The sequence below is a fragment of the Paraburkholderia sp. SARCC-3016 genome (genome assembly GCF_031119615.1).
In the GTDB taxonomy this organism is placed as follows: Bacteria; Pseudomonadota; Gammaproteobacteria; order Burkholderiales; family Burkholderiaceae; genus Paraburkholderia.
In genome coordinates this window covers 18,562-37,456 of sequence record NZ_JAVHZD010000051.1, presented here as the reverse complement: position 1 = coordinate 37,456, position 18,895 = coordinate 18,562, and the positions used below count along the sequence as shown (strand labels likewise).

Genomic DNA, 18,895 nt, shown 5'->3' with positions numbered 1-18,895 from the left:
GTAGCCATGTCGTTCTGTGAGCCAAGGAGTTGGTAGAATGTTTTGTCTTCCTAAGACCGCTTGGCCTCCGACTTTGGCGGCAGCCGATCGAGCGGGCCTGCTCGCCGATCATCTTGCCTACGCGGCCGATCAGCGCCGCATTCCACGTTGCCGCGTAGTTGAGCGACGAAGGAAAAAGCGTGGCGTCCTTGATCATCAGGCCGACCAGGCACTCCTCGTGCGACATCACCGGGATGCCGAGACGCGTTTCCTCGACCATCTGCCGTTGCAACGCGTTGAGCGCCTTGACGCCTTCGTGCGGATCGACGGTATGCGTGCCGAGCGGGCGCGTCACCTGGCCCAGGCCATGACGCAGCAGCGTATCGAGCGGCACGCCGGTGTCGCGTTGCGCGAAATCCTCCGTGCGCCATGCATGCTGACCGTCGACGGAAAGCTTGAGCCAGACCGCATGCAATTGTGCGATCTTTTCGTCGATCGTCATGCGCGCGAGCAGATCGGCGACGCGAGCCTCAGTCGGCATATGTGCCCGGCGATAAACCGGAAACTCGCTGGTGTCCTGAAGCGCCATCCATTTACTCCTAATAGGGGTATCGCGGTGATCGTTGCGGTTCGTCGAGCCTTCAGCTTTTTAGCCCTTTAGCCCTTTAGCGAGCCGGCCATCATCCCTTTGATCACGCGTTCCTGACCGAATGCATACGCAACGATCAGCGGCAACGACGTGAGCGTGACGACCGCGAGCATGGCCGGCACATTCGATGAGTATTGCCCCTGGAAATCCCATATCGCGAGCGGCAGCGTGCGATGCTCGGGTGTCGACGTCAACATGTACGCGAAGATGAATTCATTCCACAGGCCGATGCCGTTGTAGATCGCGACCGTGGCGAGCCCTGGCGTGGACAGCGGAAAGAAAATGCGCCAGAAAATGCCGAATGGGCCGCAGCCGTCCAGCTGCGCGGCTTCTTCGAGTTCGCGCGGAATCTGGCGCATGAACTCGGTGAGAATGAAGATCGAGATCGGCAGGCTCAGCGCAACGTAGGGCCCGAGCAAGGCGAACGGCGTATCGTAGATGCCGAGGTTGCGTGTGAGCAGATAGATCGGCACGAGCGTTGCGTGCAGCGGCACGATCATGCCCGCGACGACGATTGCAAAGAGCGTCTTGTTCAGTGCAAAGCGCATGCGCGCGAATGCGTAGGCCGCCATTGCGCTGGCCAATACGATCAGCAGGACGGAAACGCCGACGACGAACACGCTGTTACGAAAGTAGGTGAAGTAAGGGCCTTGGAGCACCGCCACATAGTTGCCAATGTAGAAATGCCGGGGCAATGCCCACACCGGCGACGAATACGTTTCATCCTGTGTTTTGAGGCTCGTCGCGACCACGAAAAGAAATGGCAGCGTCGTGACGACGAGCCAGATCAGCGCAAGAAGCGGTACGCCCAGACGCGGTTTCAATTTCATGGTCTAGACCTCGGTTGCGTAACGGCGACTAAAGCGCAGCGATATGGCCGCGACCGCACAGACAATGATGAACATCGCCGAGCCGATCGTGCTGCCGTAGCCGAGCTGAAATGAGCTGAACACGGTGCGATACATATAGGTGGCCATCAGCTCCGACGAGCCTTCAGGGCCGCCGCCCGTCATGACATAGATCAGGTCGAAGTAGCGCAGCGAGCCGAGCACGGCGAGCAGCACCGCGGTGCGCACCGTGCCTTGCAAATGCGGTAGCTTGATGCGCCAGAAGATCACCCATTCGGACGCGCCGTCGAGACGCGCGGCTTCGGTGACCTCTACCGGCATCGAGGAAAGTCCGGCGAGAAACAGGATCATGTAGAACGGAACGTTCTGCCAGCAGATCACGGCAATTGTCGATGCGAGCGACAAATGCGGATCGCCGAGCCAGTCCTGGGCAAGCGTATCGAGACCGAGCGCGCGCAATGCGGTGTTGAGCGGACCAAAGTTCGGATCGTAGACGTTCTTGAACAGCACGCCAATGGCGACGCTCGACATCAGCAGAGGCAGAAAGTAGAGGATTTTCAACACGCGCGAACCGCGGCCCGCTTTCTCGAGCAGCACGGCGAGCGCGAGTGCGATCGGCAATTCGACGACAACCGACGCGGCCGCGAGAATCACATTGTTCAAGAGCGACTGCCAGAACGCGGTGTCGTGCCCGAGCCGGACCCAGTTGGAAAGGCCGATGAAGCGCGCGTTGTTGCCAAGGCCGTTCCAGTCGAGCAGCGAAAGCCGCAGGCTGGAGACGAGCGGATAGAGCAGGAAGACCGCGAGCAGCAGCACGGCGGGCGCGAGGAACGCGGCCGCGACGAGCGCCTGCGAGGGAAAACGCAGGCGGCGTCGGCGTTCGGATACGGCGGGGAGCACGATGTTCACGGCAGGTCTGCCGGCCGGCGCCGCGATGCATGCGATGGCGGCGCCGGCCGGGCTATCCGGATGAGTTGATGAAAGTGTTGTCGCAGATGTCGCCCGTTGCAGGTGATCAACCGCCCGCCTTGGCGGCGTTTTCCATTTGCTGCGCGGCGGCCTCGGGCGTCAGCGATAGGCCGAACAGCGCCTGCGTCGTGTCCTTATGAACTTCGCCGAGATGCGGCGGCAAAGCCTGGTCGTACCACAGTTGGACATTCGGTGCGTCGACAATCAGGCCCTGCAGGCGCTTGAGGAACGGGTCGTCAAGTGCGATGTTCTTGACCGGCGGAATCTTGCGGTCTCCGACGCGCGCGCGCATCGCGGCGTCGTCCGTCAGCGACTCGATCAGTTTGAACGCGGCATCCGGGAATTTGCATTCGGTGGAGATGCTAAGAAAGCCATCGCCGACCGTGCCGATCACGTCGCGCGCATCGCCTTTGCCGCCGGGCACGCTCGGGAACGGGAAGAAATCGAGTTTCTTCGAGAACGCCGGGTTTTCGCTTTGAATGGTCGATGCTTCCCAACCGCCCATCAGTTCCATTGCCGCACGCCCCGAATAGAGCAGGCGGCGCGACGCCCCGACGTCATAGTCGAGACCATTGAAACCTTGCGCAAATGCACCGGCCTTGACGAGCTGCTGGATGTATTTGCCTGCTTCGATGAAGGCAGGATCGTCAAAACCCTTGCCGGCGCCGTCGAGCGCGGCGCGCACGACGTCCGGCCCGCCGATGCGGTCGACAAGGTACATGTAGTACATCGAACCCGTCCACTTGTTCTTGTTCGCAAGCGCGAACGGGGCGATGCCGTGCGATGTCAGCACCTGCACGACGTGCATCAGTTCGGGCCACGTTGCGGGCGGCTTGAGACTGTATTGCCGGAAGATGTCCTTGTTATAAAAGATCACGGCGGCAGACGCGTTTTCCGCCGCGACGCCATAGGTCTTGCCGTCGAACGTTACGGCCTTCCACGACGACGGCAGAAAGCGGTCGCGATAGACAGGGTCTTTCTGCAGATACGGCGTGAGGTCGACAATCTGGCCGGCTTTGACGTATTCGTGCAGCGGGCCGCCGCCCCACGATTCGAACACGCACGGCGGCTGGTTAGCGCCGAACGCAACCTTGAGCTTGGTCTTGTATGCATCGTTGATGACGTGCGAATTCTCGACCTTGTAGCCCGGGTTTTTCTGCTCGAAACGATCAGAGGCATCGCGCAGAATCTTGCTCGATGTCGCGTTGGTTTGCTGGTCCCACGCGGTGATGACTTTCGCGTCTTGCGCGTGGGCCGCCGTGCCTGCTGCGATTGCCAGCAACGAGCAGAGTGCAGTGAGGCCTATCGCCTTCGATACCGCCGCATACGCCATCTTGAAGTCTCCATCGTTAGAATAGGGAACGACTAACGGTATCCTTAACGTTAGCGATGGTAGTAACGTCGCCAAATGGTGGCCAGATGAGGTTAACCCTCAAGCGCGCAGAGATCGTCGTACGCGATTTGCATATAAGCGGGCAAAGCCTTGCAGACAATGGATCTTTGTCAGATTCGCGCGGTTCATAAAAGCCCTGATTGCGCTTCACGTCTATTCGCTTAGAATGAATGCAGAAATAACGTTAGCGGTAACGTAATCTACGCTTAATGTCCCATCTTTCATCACCCGCTTGTGACTGACGGCATGACCAAAGAAAATCCCACCCTGGCAGACGTGGCGCGGCTGGCCGGCGTATCGCAGATGACCGCATCGCGTGCGCTCAACGGCCGCGCTGGCGTTTCGCGCGAGACGCGCGACGAGGTGCTGCGCATTGCGTCCGATATCGGCTACGTCGTCAATCGCACGGCGCAAAAACTATCGGGCGGGCGCAACGGCATTATCGGCATCATCACGCCGACGCTCGATACGCAGTTCTCGAGCGAACTGATACTCGGGGCCGGCCGTGCCGCGAGGGCTGCCGGCTGCGAGGTGCTCGTCTATACGATGTCCGATGAGGACAGACACATGCATCAAGACGTGCTCGGGCTGGTGCGGCAATTCTCCGATGCGTTGCTTGCAATCCTGCCGCGTGAATCGCTATGGCTCGATTCGTTAGCGAAAGCGAATCTGCCCGTTGTGGTGATCGATCAGCGCGGCACGATGAACCGGTTTCCGTCGGTATCGGTCGATAACTACGGCGGCGCTCAGCTTGCGGTCGAGCATCTGATCGAGCTTGGACACACACGCATTGCGTTCCTGGGCGGGGGGAATTCCATCGAAGGCGTGCGCGACCGCCAACGCGGGTATGTCGATGCGCTCGCGCGGCATGGGCTGCCGCATGCGCCTGAGTTGATTGCATCGGGCGACCTGTCGCAAATGACGGCTTTCGAAGTGGCCTCGAGGTTGCTCCATCTTGCCGATCCGCCTACCGCAATTTTCACGGCTAACGATCAAAGCGCTTTTGGCGCGATCGCCGCGGCGCGCGAAGCGGGGCTGCGCGTACCCGACGATATATCGGTGGTCGGCTTTGACGACATTCCGATGGCGGAGCAGTTCCATCCGGCGCTCACCACGGTGCGGCAGCCGTTCCAGCAGATGGCCAGTTCCGCGGTGAATACGTTGCTTGCGCAGGTCGCGGGGAATGATGCGGGCGCGCAGAGGGTTACGTTTGCGGCGGAACTGGTTGTCCGCGATTCGAGCGGGGCGGTCGCATCTGTACGCCGGCGTTCGGGTGCGCTACAGAAGAGACGGAAGCCCGGTCATCATGCATGACATGCTTCCGATCGACGTGCGCACGATTTGATCTGCGGCGTTTCGTATCGCGTTTGTATTCGCTTGTGGTCGTTCGCTCCGCTATGCCTGTTTCGCCGCGTTCAAGGAATAAGAACGATTTTGCCGGGCTTGTGCGGCGCGCCTTCGATCATCTGGTGTGCGCGGCGCGCTTCGGCGAGCGGCAGAACCTCGCCCACGCGGGTCTTGAGTCGATGGTCTGCTGTGAGGCTGCCGAGCGTTTCGAGAATGCCGGTTTCAACGCGAACCAGAAGGAAGTCGGATCTCACATGCCGCGGCAGTAAGGCCGCATCGGGCTTCTGCACTGCCGACACGACAACGCCGCCCGGCCGCACAAGCGCATAGGACCGCTCGAGCGCCTCACCGCCGACCGTATCGACAACGGCGTCGAAACTGGCGGACCATGCTTCGACGCGGTTCATATTCCGCTCGATGATTTCGTCCGCGCCGAAAGCGCGGACCTGATCCGCCTGAGCATCCGACGCGGTTGCAACGACATGCGCACCGGCAAGCCGGGCGATCTGAACGGCGAAGGCGCCGACGTTGCCGAAGCCGCCGAGCACGAGAACGCGTTGGCCGGGCTTGATACCTGCGAAGTCATGCAGCATTTGCCACGCGGTCACCGCTATGACGGGCATCGACGCGGCTTCTTCGAAACTCGTGCCGGCAGGTTTGGCCGCGATCATGTCGACCCTGGCTTTTGCATACTGCGCGTAGCCCTCGGTAAATCGAAGGTTGGTCACGCCGAACACTTCGTCGCCCTTCGCGAATTTTGTGACGCCTCGCCCGACCTCGACGACCCGGCCCGCGATGTCGGAGCCGGGCGTTAGAGGCAGCGGCTGCGGAAGGACGCTGTGTCCGGCGCGAATCCACGCATCCCACGGACCGACGCCCGCGGCCATCACCTTGACGACGACCTCTGCTTCGCCCGGTGTGGGAACAGGAAGCCGGCAAAGCTCGAGGACGTCCGGTCCACCAAACTTTTCGATTTGAACTGCTTGCATCGATGTAGTCACGATCTGCTCTCCTGGTCGCCGCTTCCAGTGCATCTGGGTGCCCGGTCTAGCGACGGCCGGCCAAGGTTGAGATTTCATGGACCGGTCTAGTGCGCGAGTGGCTCTTTGACGGGTTCATGGCCTGATGTCACCGCGAAGATCAATAACTTCGCCGGCTGCGATTTGCTCGCGTTGCGGGACACCACATGGTGTGCGCCAGGCGGTTCGTACCACGCCTCACCGGTACGGTAGATTTTGGGCGGCGCGCCTGCAAGCTGCGATTCGACGCTACCCTCTACGACGTACGCGAAGATCGAACCCGGATGCTTGTGCGGCGAGGAAGCCTGGCCCGGCGCATACGTGACAGTGGCGACAAGTATCGTTTTCGAGGGCGCCTCTGGAATCGCCTGCTGCATGACAGGTGAAACCGTTTCTTCATCGGCAGCCTGTGCGAGTGCCGGCCGCGGGACCGTCAGCGCCAGCAGTGCGATCGCCAGAGTGGCGCAGGGGATTGCCCAACGGCCGAGGTGCCGAACCTCCCCGATCGAATTGATTTGGGTATGCATAATTCATCTCCGTTACGCGGCACTGCGCGCGATCATCGTATAGAAGTTGCACGACGCGAAAAACCGGCCATTTGCAGACGCGCGCTCGAGCCCGGCTGCATAGTGATCCGCATCGTCCACGGACATCACACCCGATTTCGGCAGCAGCGTGCGAAAGGTCGCAAGCAGCGACTCCCAGAAGTCGGCGCGGCCGATGTCGGCCGCCACATAGGCGCGAGACCATTCGAGACGAAAGCCGTTTTCGCCGAGAAGCTGCGGCATCAGACGCATCACGCGCCCGTGCGCTTGTCCCGATACGCCGAGGAGCCGATCCGTTTCCGCACCGCCATCGGGTGCATCCGTCGCGAATGTGAGCGACTCGAAGTCGCCGTCGAAAACCACGATGCGCCCGCCGCGTCGAAGCAGACGCTGAGCCTCGCGAAGCACCGTTGCCGGGTCGACCACGTGGCTTAGCAGGGTGTGCATGATGACGACGTCGAACCGGTCTTGCAGTTCGACGATCGAATGCGCGTCGCCGACCAGAAAATCGATCTTTCCGGCAACGCCTTCCTCCGACGCGAGCCGTGCGCCCATTTCGACCAGATGCGGACTGATGTCGATGGCGGTAATGCGCCCCTTCACGTCGTTACGCTTTGCGAGTGCACGCGGGATGACGCCCGTGCCGCAACCCAACTCCAATATGGCCTCTTCGCGGCCGAGGCGCAATGCGTCCATGTAGTGACCGATGACCTCTGTAAAGAACGGGTGCTTCCCGCGCACCTCGAGTCTTTCGGCGATTGCGGCAAGCGACTCGGTATCGGCATCGAACGTGCGGGCGAAGACGTCGCGACCTGTGAATTGTGTCTGTGTAACCATGAATCTTCCATTCAAACAAAAATTGCCGAGCCTCATCAGGCATCGACCCGGGCCCTGCCTCGCGCGCTGCCCGCCGAAAGTCCGCGTACTGCTTCGCCGGTATCGTGTTCGCGAGCGGATCCCAGCGTGCTTGATGCGTTCGCGTGCTTCGTCAAGCGATGCGCTTTTTCCCTTGCCTCTTTGCGTGTCCGGTAACGATATGCCGCTTCCGAAACAACAAACGCGACCGCGATGAGCGCCGCGCCGACCATGCTCAGGTAGTGCCGGTCGACGAACAGCAGAACCAATCCGCCCAGCACGGCCGAGCAGGCGAGTCCGGTATAGGTAGCGGTGTTGTTCAAGGCCAGTACGAGCGGTGCCGCGTTCGGCGCCTGTTCGACGAGCCGATGCTGTTGCGGCACGAGAAGACCCCAGCCGCAGATGCCCCATATGATCAGCGCCGTCATGGCGCCGATCGTGTGAGCCGAGGTCCACGGCAGTGCGCAAAAATTGACGATGGCAATGCACAGCGCCACGTTCACGATAACGCGGCTCGGAAACCGATCGACAAGCCTGCCGCACAGCACGTTGCCGACCGTGGCCGCGATTCCCCAGACAAGCAACATGCCGGCAAGAATGCGTCCGTTGCCGAGAGTCACGCGATCGAATACGAGCCCGACGTAGGTATAGATCATCAGGAAGCCGCCAAACGCAAACAACGATGTGAGCAGCGTCAGCGCGATCGGGAGTTCGCGAATGGGTTTGAGCCGCTCTTTAAGCGTCACGACCGGTGTTGCCGGGAGCGAGCGCAGCATCGTCCATACGCCGAGCATCGCGATCAGACCGAGCAGCGTGACGAAACACAGCGTCGTGCGCCAGTTGCCGAACCCGCCGATAAATGTGCCGATGGGAGCGCCGAGCGCCGTTGCGCCGGTCAGGCCGGCCGTCACGATCGACAGCGCTCGGCCTCTCTTTTCAGGCGGCGCTAGCGCCGAAGCGACCCCGAGGGCGGTGGGCGAGAACAGGGCCGCGCCGAACCCGGCGAGAACGCGGCTGAGGAGCACCATGTCGATGTTCGTTGCGACGGCGCTGATCGCATTGCCGGCCACGAAAATACCGAGCGCCAGCACCAGAATGAGCTTGCGGGGCCAGCCGCCCGCGATTGCCGCCATAACCGGCGCCATGACCGCGTATGACAACGCGTAGAGCGTGACCATCTGGCCGGCGATGCTCACGGACGTATGAAGCGATGAAGCAACGCCAGGAAGAATGCCGGCCACGACAAAATTGTCGGTGCCCATCGCGAACATCCCTATCGCGAGCATCAGTAATCGACGGTCCATTTCAGCATCTCCTTCCGATGACAGGGCAAAGGATAGGGATTGTTGACGGCTTCTCAAACGTCAGATATACCCTCAATTCATGACGTGCTGGACGGAGGGGCCACATGCATAGCGTCGGGTTCGTCGTGTTTCCCGGCTTTTATATGATGGGTTTCGCGGCGGTCACCGCATTCGAGCTGGCCAATCTCGTGCTCGAAGAGGCCGCGTACGAGGTGACCGTCGTTTCCGAAACGGGCGGGCTGATAGCGGCGGCATCGGGAATTCGCGTCGATAGCGAGCCGTTCGGCGACGCCGTGTTCGATACGGTCATGTTCGCTTCAGGCGCCGAAACCGACCTGTGCTCGCCTGCGCTCACGGCCTTTGTCAAACATGCGCTTAAGACATCGCGGCGTGTCGCGGCACCATGCACAGGGGCGTTCGTTCTGGCCGAATCCGGCGTGCTCGACGGCCGTCGAGCGACGACTCACTGGCGATTTGCCGGCGATCTGCAGCGCCGCTTTCCGGAAGTGGCGGTCGACGAAGATCAGATTTTCGTCGTCGATGGCTCGATCTGGACATCGGCGGGCATGGCGGCCACGATCGACATGGCGCTTGCCATGATTGAAAAAGATCACGGCAAGGACGTATCGCGTACGGTCGCGCGCAAACTCGTCGTGTATCACCGGCGTGCCGGCGGTCAGTCGCAGTTTTCCGCGCTGCTCGAGCTCGAGCCCAAATCCGACCGGATCCAGAAAGCGATCGACTATGCCGTTGCGCACCTGCGTAATGCGCTGTCCGTCGAGGAACTGGCGGAGGTAGCAAGTCTTAGCCCGCGACAGTTCAGCCGGGCGTTTACCGCGGAGACCGGCGAGTCCCCCGCAAAGGCCGTCGAGCGGCTGCGTGTGGAAGCCGCCCGGTTGATGCTCGAGCAGGGGCGCCATTCGATGGATGTCATTGCGAACGAAGTGGGCTTTTTCGACCGGGACCGAATGAGGCGCGCGTTTGTCCGTACCTTAGGCGAGCCGCCGCAATCGGTCCGGCGCGCTGGGCGGGAAAACCGGGCGGTGCCGGAAGCGGAAGACGATGGCGGCACGCCGTCGCCTGATCAGGCCTGAACGTAAGACCTTCATTGCGTCGGCTCGTATCCGATGCCGCCGGACAATGCGTTCGTGATATTGACGGTACTTCGCTTTGCTTGCGCGCACAACAGTCGTGTGCGGCGATGACCTTCAGGCGATTACAAAGTCGCTTCAGGACACACCCGTTTGCACCATGCGGCACTCCTCGCAAGACCACGCGCCGCAGAATCGCCGCCGATGTCCGGAAATCATCGTAAATACGTCATTTCGAGACGATCCGCGAAAGATATGCTTTTGACATGTCTACCGCTTGCTTGACCGGTTATGTCCGAGCATCAGCGTGTCTCGGAGATTTTCGCCGGGCGCGCGATGGTGGGCAGTTTTTCGAGTTCTTACCGATATGTCGATTTCTTCGATGAATATCAATATGCCCCATGTCGTGGACGAAGTTGCGGCTGTCCACTCCACGTACGAAAAAGCGTTAGTCGAGAACGATGTTTTCCTGCTGAACGCCTTGATCTGGGAAAACCCAAATTCGGTTTGCTACGGCTTCGACGACATGTATTACGGCAGCAGCGAAATCCGGAAACTCAATGCTAGCCGTCATCCGATCAGTAACGGAACGATGACGACATCCATTGCAATCACCACATTCGGGTACGACACTGCCACGGTGAGCACGGAATTCAGCTGTGACGATCCGGAATTTTATGGGCGGCGCACGGTGGTGTGGGCGCGTGTCGGTCCCGACTCTCAACCCGAGGCGGGGTTGCATGGCGGCTGGCGAGTGGTCGCGTCACATGACAGCGCGGTTTCCCGGCGGCCGTGCATCTAGATCTGCCAGCAGCGATACGCGCCGTTATTTCGAGCACATTTTCATACTTGCGCTAAGGTTTTTTCTCCTTTCGTGGGGCCGCGCCGGGCATTCCGCGACGGCGGCATCCGCATGTCATGTCGCAAAATACGCAGTCATATGCATAAAATCGGCCTGGTCGTGCTTCCCGATTTTTATCTGATGGGATTCGCTGCTATCACGGCATTCGAATTGGCCAATCTGGTAATTGGCGAAACGGCTTACGACGTCACCGTTCTGTCCGAGGCCGGCGGAATGGTAACTTCATCCGCCGGCATTCGCGTCGAATCGCAGCCAATCGGCGAAGACATTTTCGACACGGTCATGTTCGCTTCCGGTGCGGCGACTGACAGGACGTCGCATGTCGTCGAGGAATTCGTGAGACGCTCGCTGCGGACGTCCAGACGAATTGCGGCTCCGTGTACGGGGGCATTTGTGCTTGCTCAGGCGGGTGTCCTCGATGGCCGGCGCGCGACCACTCACTGGCGCTTTGCGCGGGACTTGCAACTGCGCTTTCCCCGGGTGGACGTTGCGGAAGACCGGATCTTTATCGTCGACGGTTCCATGTGGACATCCGCCGGCATGACGGCCACCATCGACATGGCGCTTGCCATGATCGAGAACGACTTCGGCCGTGAGGTAGCACGCAAGGTCGCGCGCAATCTCGTGGTCTACCACCGCCGCGCAGGCGGACATTCGCAGTTCTCCGCCATGCTCGAACTCGAACCGAAATCCGACAGAATCCAGAAGGTTATCGACTACGCGAGTGCGAACCTGCGCAAAGGCCTATCGGTCGAGGAACTCGCAAGTATCGCCACGCTCAGTCCAAGGCAGTTCAGCAGGGCTTTCAATGAGGAGACGGGGTACACGCCCGCGAAAGCCGTCGAGCTGCTACGCGTGGAAGCGGCGCGCCTGATGATCGAGCGGGGGCGTTATTCGATGGACGCGATCGCCGAGCAGGTGGGCTTTCTAAGCAGGGACCGCATGAGAAGCGCGTTCCTGCGCGTTCTGGGTCAGACGCCGCAGGACATCAGGCGGTCCGCGCGAGGTTCGCGCACTTCGCAAGCGGAGCCGGCGCAACAGGCGTTGATGGGCCCGCTATGTCTGCCGGCGCGAGCTTGTCCGGAAAGCGCGGGGTAAACGACGCATACCGCGTCGCAGGCGCCGTTACGCTGACTCCTATTGGTCGATCTCGATACGGGCCGTCCGGGTGAGATCATTTGAACCATGGAGAGATAAGGTGATAGCGAGAAAGGATTGGAACCTATGGATTCCAGACAGTCATCTGGCACGCGAGATAACCGAGTTCGTTCGCGATACGCAAAGCGAGACCTTGTTCAATCACTCCGTTCGCGTCTATTTCTGGGGCGCCATGAAAGGAGAGGCGGCCAGCATGTGCTTTGACCCCGAGCTTCTTTACGCGGCGGCCATGTTCCACGATATCGGGCTCACCGACGGCTACCGCGAGAGCCAGCTACGGTTCGAAGTCGATGGAGCGAACGCGGCACGCGACTTCTTGCTGAGCCGCGGCTTCTCCGCGCAGGACGTTTCCATCGTCTGGTCCGCGGTCGCGCTGCATACGACCCCTGGCATTCCGGAGCATATGCATGCGGAAATTGCGTTGACGCAGGCCGGAGCGGTGATGGATCTGATTGGATTGGGAAAGGAAGAGCTGACCGAAGAGCAATGGAACGCGGTATTGACGGCTCATCCGCGCGGGAAGCGCTTCAAGTACGAGATGGTTGACGCCTTCTACGAGGGAATGAAGCATCGGCCGCAAAGCACGCTCGGCACCTTCAACGACGATTTCCTCGCGTACAAGGACTCCGGATTTCAGAGAGAAAACGTCTGTTCGATGATTCTCGGTTCATAGCGACCCGAAACCCAGCAGCAAAGGCGCCATGTCCGCTTCCCTGCAGATTTGTCATCTGCCGCTCATCGTTGCGCACCGTCTCCACTCCAAACTGAAGCTCAGATCAGCCATTGAGGTCGATCGAACTTCAAAGGAGAAAAGCCATGAGTACCGTGAAGCTCACCCTGCTCGCCTTTACCGCATCACTGAGCGCCGTCTTTGTAGCGCAAGCGGCGCTGGCCCAGGGAAAGACCCGCGCACAGGTCCAGCAGGAACTCGCGCAGGCCCGTCACGACGGCATGATCCCGATCAGCAAAACCAGCTATCCGCCGAGCAGCGAGCAGATCGCCCGCAATAAGGAGCTGCACGCTATCGCAAAGCATGCGGGTGAGGTGAATCCGGGCGTCGACCATCACGATGGCGCGATCGCATCGCGCTAGCGATCGGCTTGCCGCCGCCGGTTCATTGCGGCGGCGGCCAAAGCCGCATAGCGGGGCAAGGCCCGCTTCCCGCGACAGATTGCCGCCGATGCTTCCCGAATTCCACGCGGATCTGCTGCTGTTTTCAGTTCACGAACGGTCCGATGATGAGGGCAACTCGATGGGCGCAACCCCAAATCGGCCCCAGACCTTCAGGCGCAGAGCCATGGAATTTGTCCGCCTCGTCCTTGCGAGCTTCTTCGGCGTGCGCAAGCGCGCGTCCCACGATCGGACTTCGCTAACGTCAATATCGTTCTCCTGCCGTTTGTCGCCGTGCTCATGGCCTTCTGCATCGGCGCGGTCATTTTCGGCGTCGTGCATCTCGTCGCGCATGCGACCGCGACAGTGCAGGGATTCTAGGTCGAAGCCCGTTGCGCGCATGCCGGAAACTTCAGCCAGAAAGTCGTGCGCACATGCGGCTCGCTTTCCACGCCGCACTCGCCGCCGTGCAACTGCATGATCGATCTGACGATCGCGAGCCCGAGCCCTGCGCCGCCCGTGCCCGACGCAAGATTGTGCCGGGCGGGGTCAGTGCGGTAGAACCGCTCGAAAATGCGCGCGCGGTGCGCCGCTTCGATGCCCGGCCCCGCATCCGACACCGTGAGCATCGTGTCGCCATTGCCGGTTGCGAGACAGTGGATGTCGACGGTCGATCCCTGCGGTGCATGAGCGAGTGCATTCGACAGCAAATTGCTCAACGCGCGCTGGAAAAGCAGCGGGTTGCCGTAAACCACGCCCGCGCCGCGCACATCGAATGCCACTGAAGCGCATTCGGCCATCGGCTCATAAAAGCCGGCGACGCGCGAGGCTTCCGCGAACGCATCGAACATTCGCATGGTGACCGCGCTCTGCGTGCTATCGGCGCGCGCGAGAAACAGCATATCGTCGATCATTCTCGACAGGCGCTGATATTCGTCGACACTCGTCTCGATTACTTCGCGATACTCAGCAGCCGAGCGCTGCCGCGACAACACGACCTGCGCATGCGCGAGCAAATTCGTCAACGGTGTGCGCAGGTCGTGCGCGAGATTCGACGAAAACTGCGCAAGGCGCGTGAACGATTCGTCGAGGCGCGCCAGCATGCCGTTGAATGCGCGTCCCAGATCCTGCAGTTCGCCGGCGCCCTGCAGATCGGGCAGCGGATGCGCAAGACGGCTCGTCGACATGTCTTCCGCCTGTGCGACCAGCCGCCGCAAAGGGCTGAGTCCAACCAGCGCGATGCCATACGCAAGGCACGCGGCAATCAGCACGCCGCACACCTGAATCAGCACGATCGTGCAGGCATAGGTGCGCAGCAATGCGCGATCTGCGTTGGCGTCGTATTGCACGACCACACGCACGCCGTTCTCGCCTGTTGCAAGAGGAATAGCGGTCGCGAGATAGCGAAGCGCAACTCGAGGCACTTGAACGACAATCGGCGCCGGCACCAGTCGCGCGCGTTCGAGCGTCGCGGCGACGCGCGCCTCGTGCCGATAGCCGGGTGTGCTCAGCAACCGGCGGTCGGCGCTATCGAAGATCGCAAGGCTCAGATTCGCATGCCCATGCAGCATGTCGATCCACGTCTCCGTCAGGTACGGGATCTCCTCGATTGCCCGCACCTGTGGCAAATGCGCCTTGAGCGCGGACATCGTCGCATCCATTTCGGCGGTTGCCGATGCCTCGATGCGGTTGCGCAGCGCCTCATATAGCGTGAACCCGCTCAACGCGAGCACGGCCGTGCTCGACGCGACGATCAACACCGTCAGGCGTGCCCGCAGTGTACGCGGCAGAATGTCGGTCCTCATGGCTGGTCTGCACCATCGCACGCAGCGCCGCTGCCGCGCTGCTCGAGCACGTATCCCATTCCGCGCACGGTATGAATCAGTTTCGGCTCGTACGTGTCGTCGATTTTCGCGCGCAAACGCCGGATCGCCGCGTCGACGACGTTCGTATCGCTGTTGAAATTCATATCCCACACCTGCGATGCAATCGTCGCGCGCGGCAGGATTTCGCCCTCGCGGCGCATCAACAGCCACAGCAACGAAAACTCCTTGGCGGTCAGCAGAATCGTCGTGCCCTGGCGCAGCGCCTTGCGTCGCGTCAAGTCGAGTTCGAGGTCGGCGATTTTCAGTGTCGTTGCGTCGCGCGGCTGGCCGCGCCGCAAAATCGATCGCGCCCGAGCGAGCAGTTCGACGAAGTCGAACGGCTTTGCGAGGTAATCGTCGGCGCCGAGTTCGAGGCCCTTGACACGGTCGTCCACATCGTCGCGCGCGGTGAGGAACAGCACCGGTGTCGACTGCGTGCGCCGCAGGTTTTGCAGAACCGTCCAGCCGTCCTTGCCCGGCAGCATCACGTCGAGGATGATCAGATCGTAGTGCTCGGTTTCCGCCTGATGCAAACCCGTCACGCCGTCTTCCACCCAGTCCGTTACAAAACCCGCTTCGTTCAAGCCTTTTTTCAGGTAGTGCCCGGTTTTCGGCTCGTCTTCAACAATCAGGATTCGCATTGGATATCACCTCGGCGACTTCGGAGTAACGAAACGTTGAACTTGCCGCATGCATAGGCGGCGCGGTAAAGCACGGGCAAAACGAACAGCGTGAGCGCGGTCGACGAAAGAATGCCGCCTATCACTACCGTCGCGAGCGGGCGCTGCACTTCGGCGCCGGTTCCCGTGGCGAACGCCATCGGCACGAAGCCGAGTGCGGCGACAAGGGCAGTCATCAGAACAGGCCGCAGACGGGTCAGCGCACCCGTACGCACGGCGGCGTCGAGATCGATACCCTCTTCGCGTAACGTGCGGATGAACGACAGCATCACGAGGCCGTTCAGCACCGCGACACCCGATAGCGCAATAAAGCCCACGGCCGCCGTAATCGAAAACGGCAGCCCACGCAGCCACAGCGCAACGATGCCGCCGCTGAGCGCGAACGGAATGCCCGTGAATACGAGCAGCCCATCCTTGACATTGCCGAACATCACGTAGAGCAGGACGAATACCATCAGCAGCGCGGCTGGCACGACAATGCGCAAGCGCTCGCCGGCGCTTTGCATCTGCTCGAATTGCCCGCCCCATGCGAGCCAGTAACCGGGCGGGATCGATACGTTCTGGCCGACCTTCGCTCTGGCTTCGGCGACGAAGGAGCCGACATCGCGACCGCGCACATTAGCGGTTACGACGATGCGCCGCTTGCCGTCTTCGCGGCTGATCTGATTCGGGCCCGGTGCGACATCGAGCGAGGCGAGTTCGGACAGCGGCACATAGGACGGGCGCGTGGCCGCGCTCGATGCGGCGGACCCGGCCGTCGAGGTAGGCGCAGTTCGCGCGATTGGCGCGACAACTGTGCCCACGGCCGACGGCAACGAAACCGGCAGCCGTGCGAGTGCCTCGGGATCGGAGCGCAGCGCATCGGGCAGGCGCACGACGATATCGAAGCGCCGGTCGCCCTGAAACAGCAGGCCTGCATTGCGTCCGCCCACGGCGGCCGCGACCGCGTCCTGCGCGTCGCCGATGCTCACGCCATAACGGGCGAGCTTGTCGCGATCGAATGCGACGGTGAGCACCGGCAAACCCGCCGTCTGTTCAACCTTCACCTCCGACGCGCCCGGCACTCGAGACAGGGCGGCAGCCAGCCGGTTGCCGGTTTCGCTTAGCACGGACATGTCGTCGCCGAACAGCTTTAATGCGACGTCGCTGCGAACCCCCGAGATCAGCTCATTGAATCGCAACTGGATTGGCTGAGAAAATTCGTAGGCGTTTCCTGGCAGATCCGACAGAACATTCTCAATTTCTTGTCGCAACTGCTCGTGTGACTTGGCGGAGTCCGGCCACTGCGCAGCAGGCTTCAACATGATGTAGCCATCGGACAGATTAGGCGGCATTGGATCCGCCGCGATCTCCGCGGTGCCCGTGCGAGCGAACACGCGCGCGATCTCGGGAAAACGTTGCTTCAACGTCGTTTCAAGGGTTTTTTGCATTTCAACGGATTGTGAAAGGCTCGTGCCCGGCACGCGCAGCGCGGCGACCGCGAGATCGCCTTCGTTCAGGCTCGGAACGAATTCGCTGCCCAGCCGCGTGGCCAGCAGCAGTGCGCCGCAGACAATCGTCGTGGCTCCCGCGAGCACGCGCCCCGGATGACCGATGAACAGGGAGAGGACGGGTTCATAACGCCGCTTCGCCCAGCCCATCAGCCGGTTTTCCTTCTCTTCGATACGCTTGCCGATGAAAAGTGCAATGGCCGCCGGAATGAACGTGACCGTCAGCGCCATGGCGGCAGCGAGCGCGAACACGACGGTGATCGCCATCGGATGGAACATCTTCGCCTCGACGCCCGTCAGCGCGAAGATCGGCACGTACACGACCATGATGATCAATTGCCCGAAGATCAGCGGGCGCCGCGCTTCCCGCGACGCGGCGAACACTTCGCCGAAGCGCTCGTCGCGCGTGAGCACGCGGCCGGCAAGCGCTTGTGCGTGGGCGAGCCTTCTGACGCAGTTCTCTACGATCACCACCGCGCCGTCGACGATGATTCCGAAATCGAGTGCGCCAAGACTCATCAGATTCGCGCTGACCTTCGCATTCGCCATACCGGTGAATGTGATCAGCATCGAGAGCGGAATAACGAACGCGGTGATCAGCGCGGCGCGAACATTCCCCAAGAACAAAAACAGAATCGCAATGACGAGCGCCGCCCCTTCTATAAGATTTTTCTTAACCGTCTGAACGGCCTTATCGACGAGCGTTGTTCGGTCATAGACCGGCACCGCACGCACGCCACGCGGCAAGCTGCGATTGACTTCGACCATCTTCGCCGCGACCGCTTTCGCAACCGTGCGGCTGTTCTCGCCCATCAGCATGAACACGGTGCCGAGCACCGCCTCGCGCCCATCGGCGGTGGCGGCGCCGCTGCGCAGTTCGCGTCCGATGTCGACCTGCGCGACGTCTTTCACGCGCACCGGAATGCCGCCGGCATTGTTGAGCACGATGCCGGCGAGCTCGTCGGCGGAACGCGCCTGTCCCGGCACCCGTACGAGATACTGTTCGCCGCGTTTCTCGATGTAGCCGGCGCCGACGTTGTCGTTGTTGCGCTCGAGCGCGCGGACGATATCGGCGAACGTGAGCCCGTACGAGATCAGTTTCGCCGGATCCGGTGCAACACGAAACTCCTTCACGTATCCGCCGATCGAATTCACTTCGGCGACGCCCGGCACGTTGCGCAGTTGCGGCCTGATTACCCAGTCTTGCAATTCGCGCAGATCGGTCGGCGTGTAGCGCGCGCCGCCCGGCTTGCGTGCGTCGGTGTCGGCCTCCACGGTCCACAGGTAGATCTCGCCGAGCCCCGTCGACGTCGGCCCCATTGCGGGCTCGATGCCGGGCGGCAGCTTGCCGCGCGCTTCCTGGATGCGCTCGTTCACCAGTTGCCGCGCGAAATAGATGTCGGTGCCGTCCTTGAAAATCACGGTGACTTGCGACAAGCCGTAGCGCGATATCGAACGCGTTTGCTGCAGATGCGGCAGACCGGCCATGGCCGTTTCTATCGGAAAGGTAATGCGCTGCTCGGCTTCGAGCGGCGCATACCCGGGCGCCGTCGTATTCACCTGGACCTGCACGTTGGTGATATCGGGCACGGCGTCGATCGGCAGTCTGCCGTAGCTGTAGATGCCGATCGCCGCCATCGCGGCGGTCGCGAGCAGCACGAGCCAGCGGTGCGCGATCGCGGCGCGTATCAGGTGTTCGAACATTTGTGGTGTGACCTCATGGGTGGGACG

Annotated in this window: 17 protein-coding genes and 1 pseudogene; 7 read left to right on the top strand and 11 right to left on the bottom strand. The window is 61.4% G+C overall.

Annotation, left to right across the window (positions count from 1 at the left end; genetic code table 11):
- From QYH69_RS33435 to QYH69_RS33420, 4 genes are all read right to left on the bottom strand, one after another.
- Positions 1-568 (bottom strand): glycoside hydrolase family 3 N-terminal domain-containing protein (locus tag QYH69_RS33435; RefSeq protein WP_308835951.1); only part of this gene is annotated, 568 nt, incomplete at its 3' end.
- Between the two features lie 68 nt (positions 569-636).
- Positions 637-1,458, bottom strand: coding sequence for a carbohydrate ABC transporter permease (locus QYH69_RS33430; RefSeq protein ID WP_308835950.1), 822 nt, complete (start codon positions 1,456-1,458; stop codon positions 637-639).
- A gap of 3 nt (positions 1,459-1,461) precedes the next feature.
- Positions 1,462-2,385 carry a sugar ABC transporter permease gene (locus QYH69_RS33425; RefSeq protein WP_308835949.1) on the bottom strand — a complete coding sequence of 308 codons (924 nt, stop codon included), beginning with the start codon at positions 2,383-2,385 and terminating at the stop codon, positions 1,462-1,464.
- A 106-nt stretch (positions 2,386-2,491) separates the two neighbouring features.
- Positions 2,492-3,778 (bottom strand): extracellular solute-binding protein, encoded by a 1,287-nt coding sequence (locus QYH69_RS33420; RefSeq protein WP_308835948.1) that lies wholly within the window; start codon positions 3,776-3,778, stop codon positions 2,492-2,494.
- A 306-nt stretch (positions 3,779-4,084) separates the two neighbouring features.
- Between QYH69_RS33420 and QYH69_RS33415 the strand changes: the two genes are divergently transcribed.
- Complete coding sequence (locus QYH69_RS33415) at positions 4,085-5,152, top strand: LacI family DNA-binding transcriptional regulator (RefSeq protein ID WP_308835947.1); 1,068 nt, start codon at positions 4,085-4,087, stop codon at positions 5,150-5,152.
- A gap of 101 nt (positions 5,153-5,253) precedes the next feature.
- Here the strand turns inward: QYH69_RS33415 and QYH69_RS33410 are convergent, their stop codons facing one another.
- The 4 genes from QYH69_RS33410 to QYH69_RS33395 all read right to left on the bottom strand — a co-directional run bounded on the left by QYH69_RS33410 (position 5,254) and on the right by QYH69_RS33395 (position 8,908).
- Complete coding sequence (locus QYH69_RS33410) at positions 5,254-6,186, bottom strand: NADP-dependent oxidoreductase (protein WP_308835946.1); 933 nt, start codon at positions 6,184-6,186, stop codon at positions 5,254-5,256.
- A gap of 86 nt (positions 6,187-6,272) precedes the next feature.
- Positions 6,273-6,731 (bottom strand): cupin domain-containing protein, encoded by a 459-nt coding sequence (locus QYH69_RS33405; protein ID WP_308835945.1) that lies wholly within the window; start codon positions 6,729-6,731, stop codon positions 6,273-6,275.
- Positions 6,732-6,743: 12 nt separating this feature from the next.
- Positions 6,744-7,586, bottom strand: coding sequence for a methyltransferase domain-containing protein (locus QYH69_RS33400; protein WP_308835944.1), 843 nt, complete (start codon positions 7,584-7,586; stop codon positions 6,744-6,746).
- A 35-nt stretch (positions 7,587-7,621) separates the two neighbouring features.
- Entirely contained in the window at positions 7,622-8,908 is a 1,287-nt protein-coding gene (locus tag QYH69_RS33395; RefSeq protein ID WP_308835943.1) for an MFS transporter, read from the bottom strand.
- 104 nt (positions 8,909-9,012) lie between these two features.
- Between QYH69_RS33395 and QYH69_RS33390 the strand changes: the two genes are divergently transcribed.
- The 6 genes and pseudogenes from QYH69_RS33390 to QYH69_RS33365 all read left to right on the top strand — a co-directional run bounded on the left by QYH69_RS33390 (position 9,013) and on the right by QYH69_RS33365 (position 13,510).
- A complete protein-coding gene (locus QYH69_RS33390; RefSeq protein WP_308835942.1) occupies positions 9,013-10,002 on the top strand; it encodes a GlxA family transcriptional regulator in 990 nt (329 codons plus the stop codon).
- Between the two features lie 379 nt (positions 10,003-10,381).
- Positions 10,382-10,801: an AtzH-like domain-containing protein gene (locus tag QYH69_RS33385; protein ID WP_308835941.1), complete on the top strand. Its 420-nt coding sequence runs from the start codon at positions 10,382-10,384 to the stop codon at positions 10,799-10,801.
- 138 nt (positions 10,802-10,939) lie between these two features.
- A complete protein-coding gene (locus tag QYH69_RS33380) occupies positions 10,940-11,959 on the top strand; it encodes a GlxA family transcriptional regulator (RefSeq protein ID WP_308835940.1) in 1,020 nt (339 codons plus the stop codon).
- Between the two features lie 100 nt (positions 11,960-12,059).
- The gene (locus tag QYH69_RS33375) at positions 12,060-12,692 is read left to right on the top strand and encodes an HD domain-containing protein (protein WP_308835939.1); all 633 of its coding nucleotides are present in this window, start codon (positions 12,060-12,062) and stop codon (positions 12,690-12,692) included.
- A gap of 143 nt (positions 12,693-12,835) precedes the next feature.
- The gene (locus QYH69_RS33370; protein WP_308835938.1) at positions 12,836-13,111 is read left to right on the top strand and encodes a DUF4148 domain-containing protein; all 276 of its coding nucleotides are present in this window, start codon (positions 12,836-12,838) and stop codon (positions 13,109-13,111) included.
- 205 nt (positions 13,112-13,316) lie between these two features.
- Positions 13,317-13,510 (top strand): annotated as a pseudogene (locus QYH69_RS33365) (DUF2970 domain-containing protein).
- On the opposite strand, the gene QYH69_RS33360 reads toward QYH69_RS33365, so the two are convergent.
- The 3 genes from QYH69_RS33360 to QYH69_RS33350 are packed head-to-tail and all read right to left on the bottom strand — an operon-like array spanning position 13,507 to position 18,868.
- Positions 13,507-14,934: a heavy metal sensor histidine kinase gene (locus QYH69_RS33360; RefSeq protein WP_308835937.1), complete on the bottom strand. Its 1,428-nt coding sequence runs from the start codon at positions 14,932-14,934 to the stop codon at positions 13,507-13,509. The pseudogene QYH69_RS33365 and the gene QYH69_RS33360 sit on opposite strands and share 4 nt — an antisense overlap.
- The gene (gene irlR, locus QYH69_RS33355; RefSeq protein WP_308835936.1) at positions 14,931-15,635 is read right to left on the bottom strand and encodes a heavy metal response regulator transcription factor IrlR; all 705 of its coding nucleotides are present in this window, start codon (positions 15,633-15,635) and stop codon (positions 14,931-14,933) included. The genes QYH69_RS33360 and irlR overlap by 4 nt, the downstream gene beginning before the upstream one ends.
- On the bottom strand, positions 15,623-18,868 hold the full coding sequence (locus QYH69_RS33350; protein WP_308835935.1) for a CusA/CzcA family heavy metal efflux RND transporter: 3,246 nt from the start codon (positions 18,866-18,868) through the stop codon (positions 15,623-15,625). Before QYH69_RS33350 ends, irlR begins: the two co-directional genes overlap by 13 nt.
- Between the last annotated feature and the right edge of the window lie 27 nt (positions 18,869-18,895).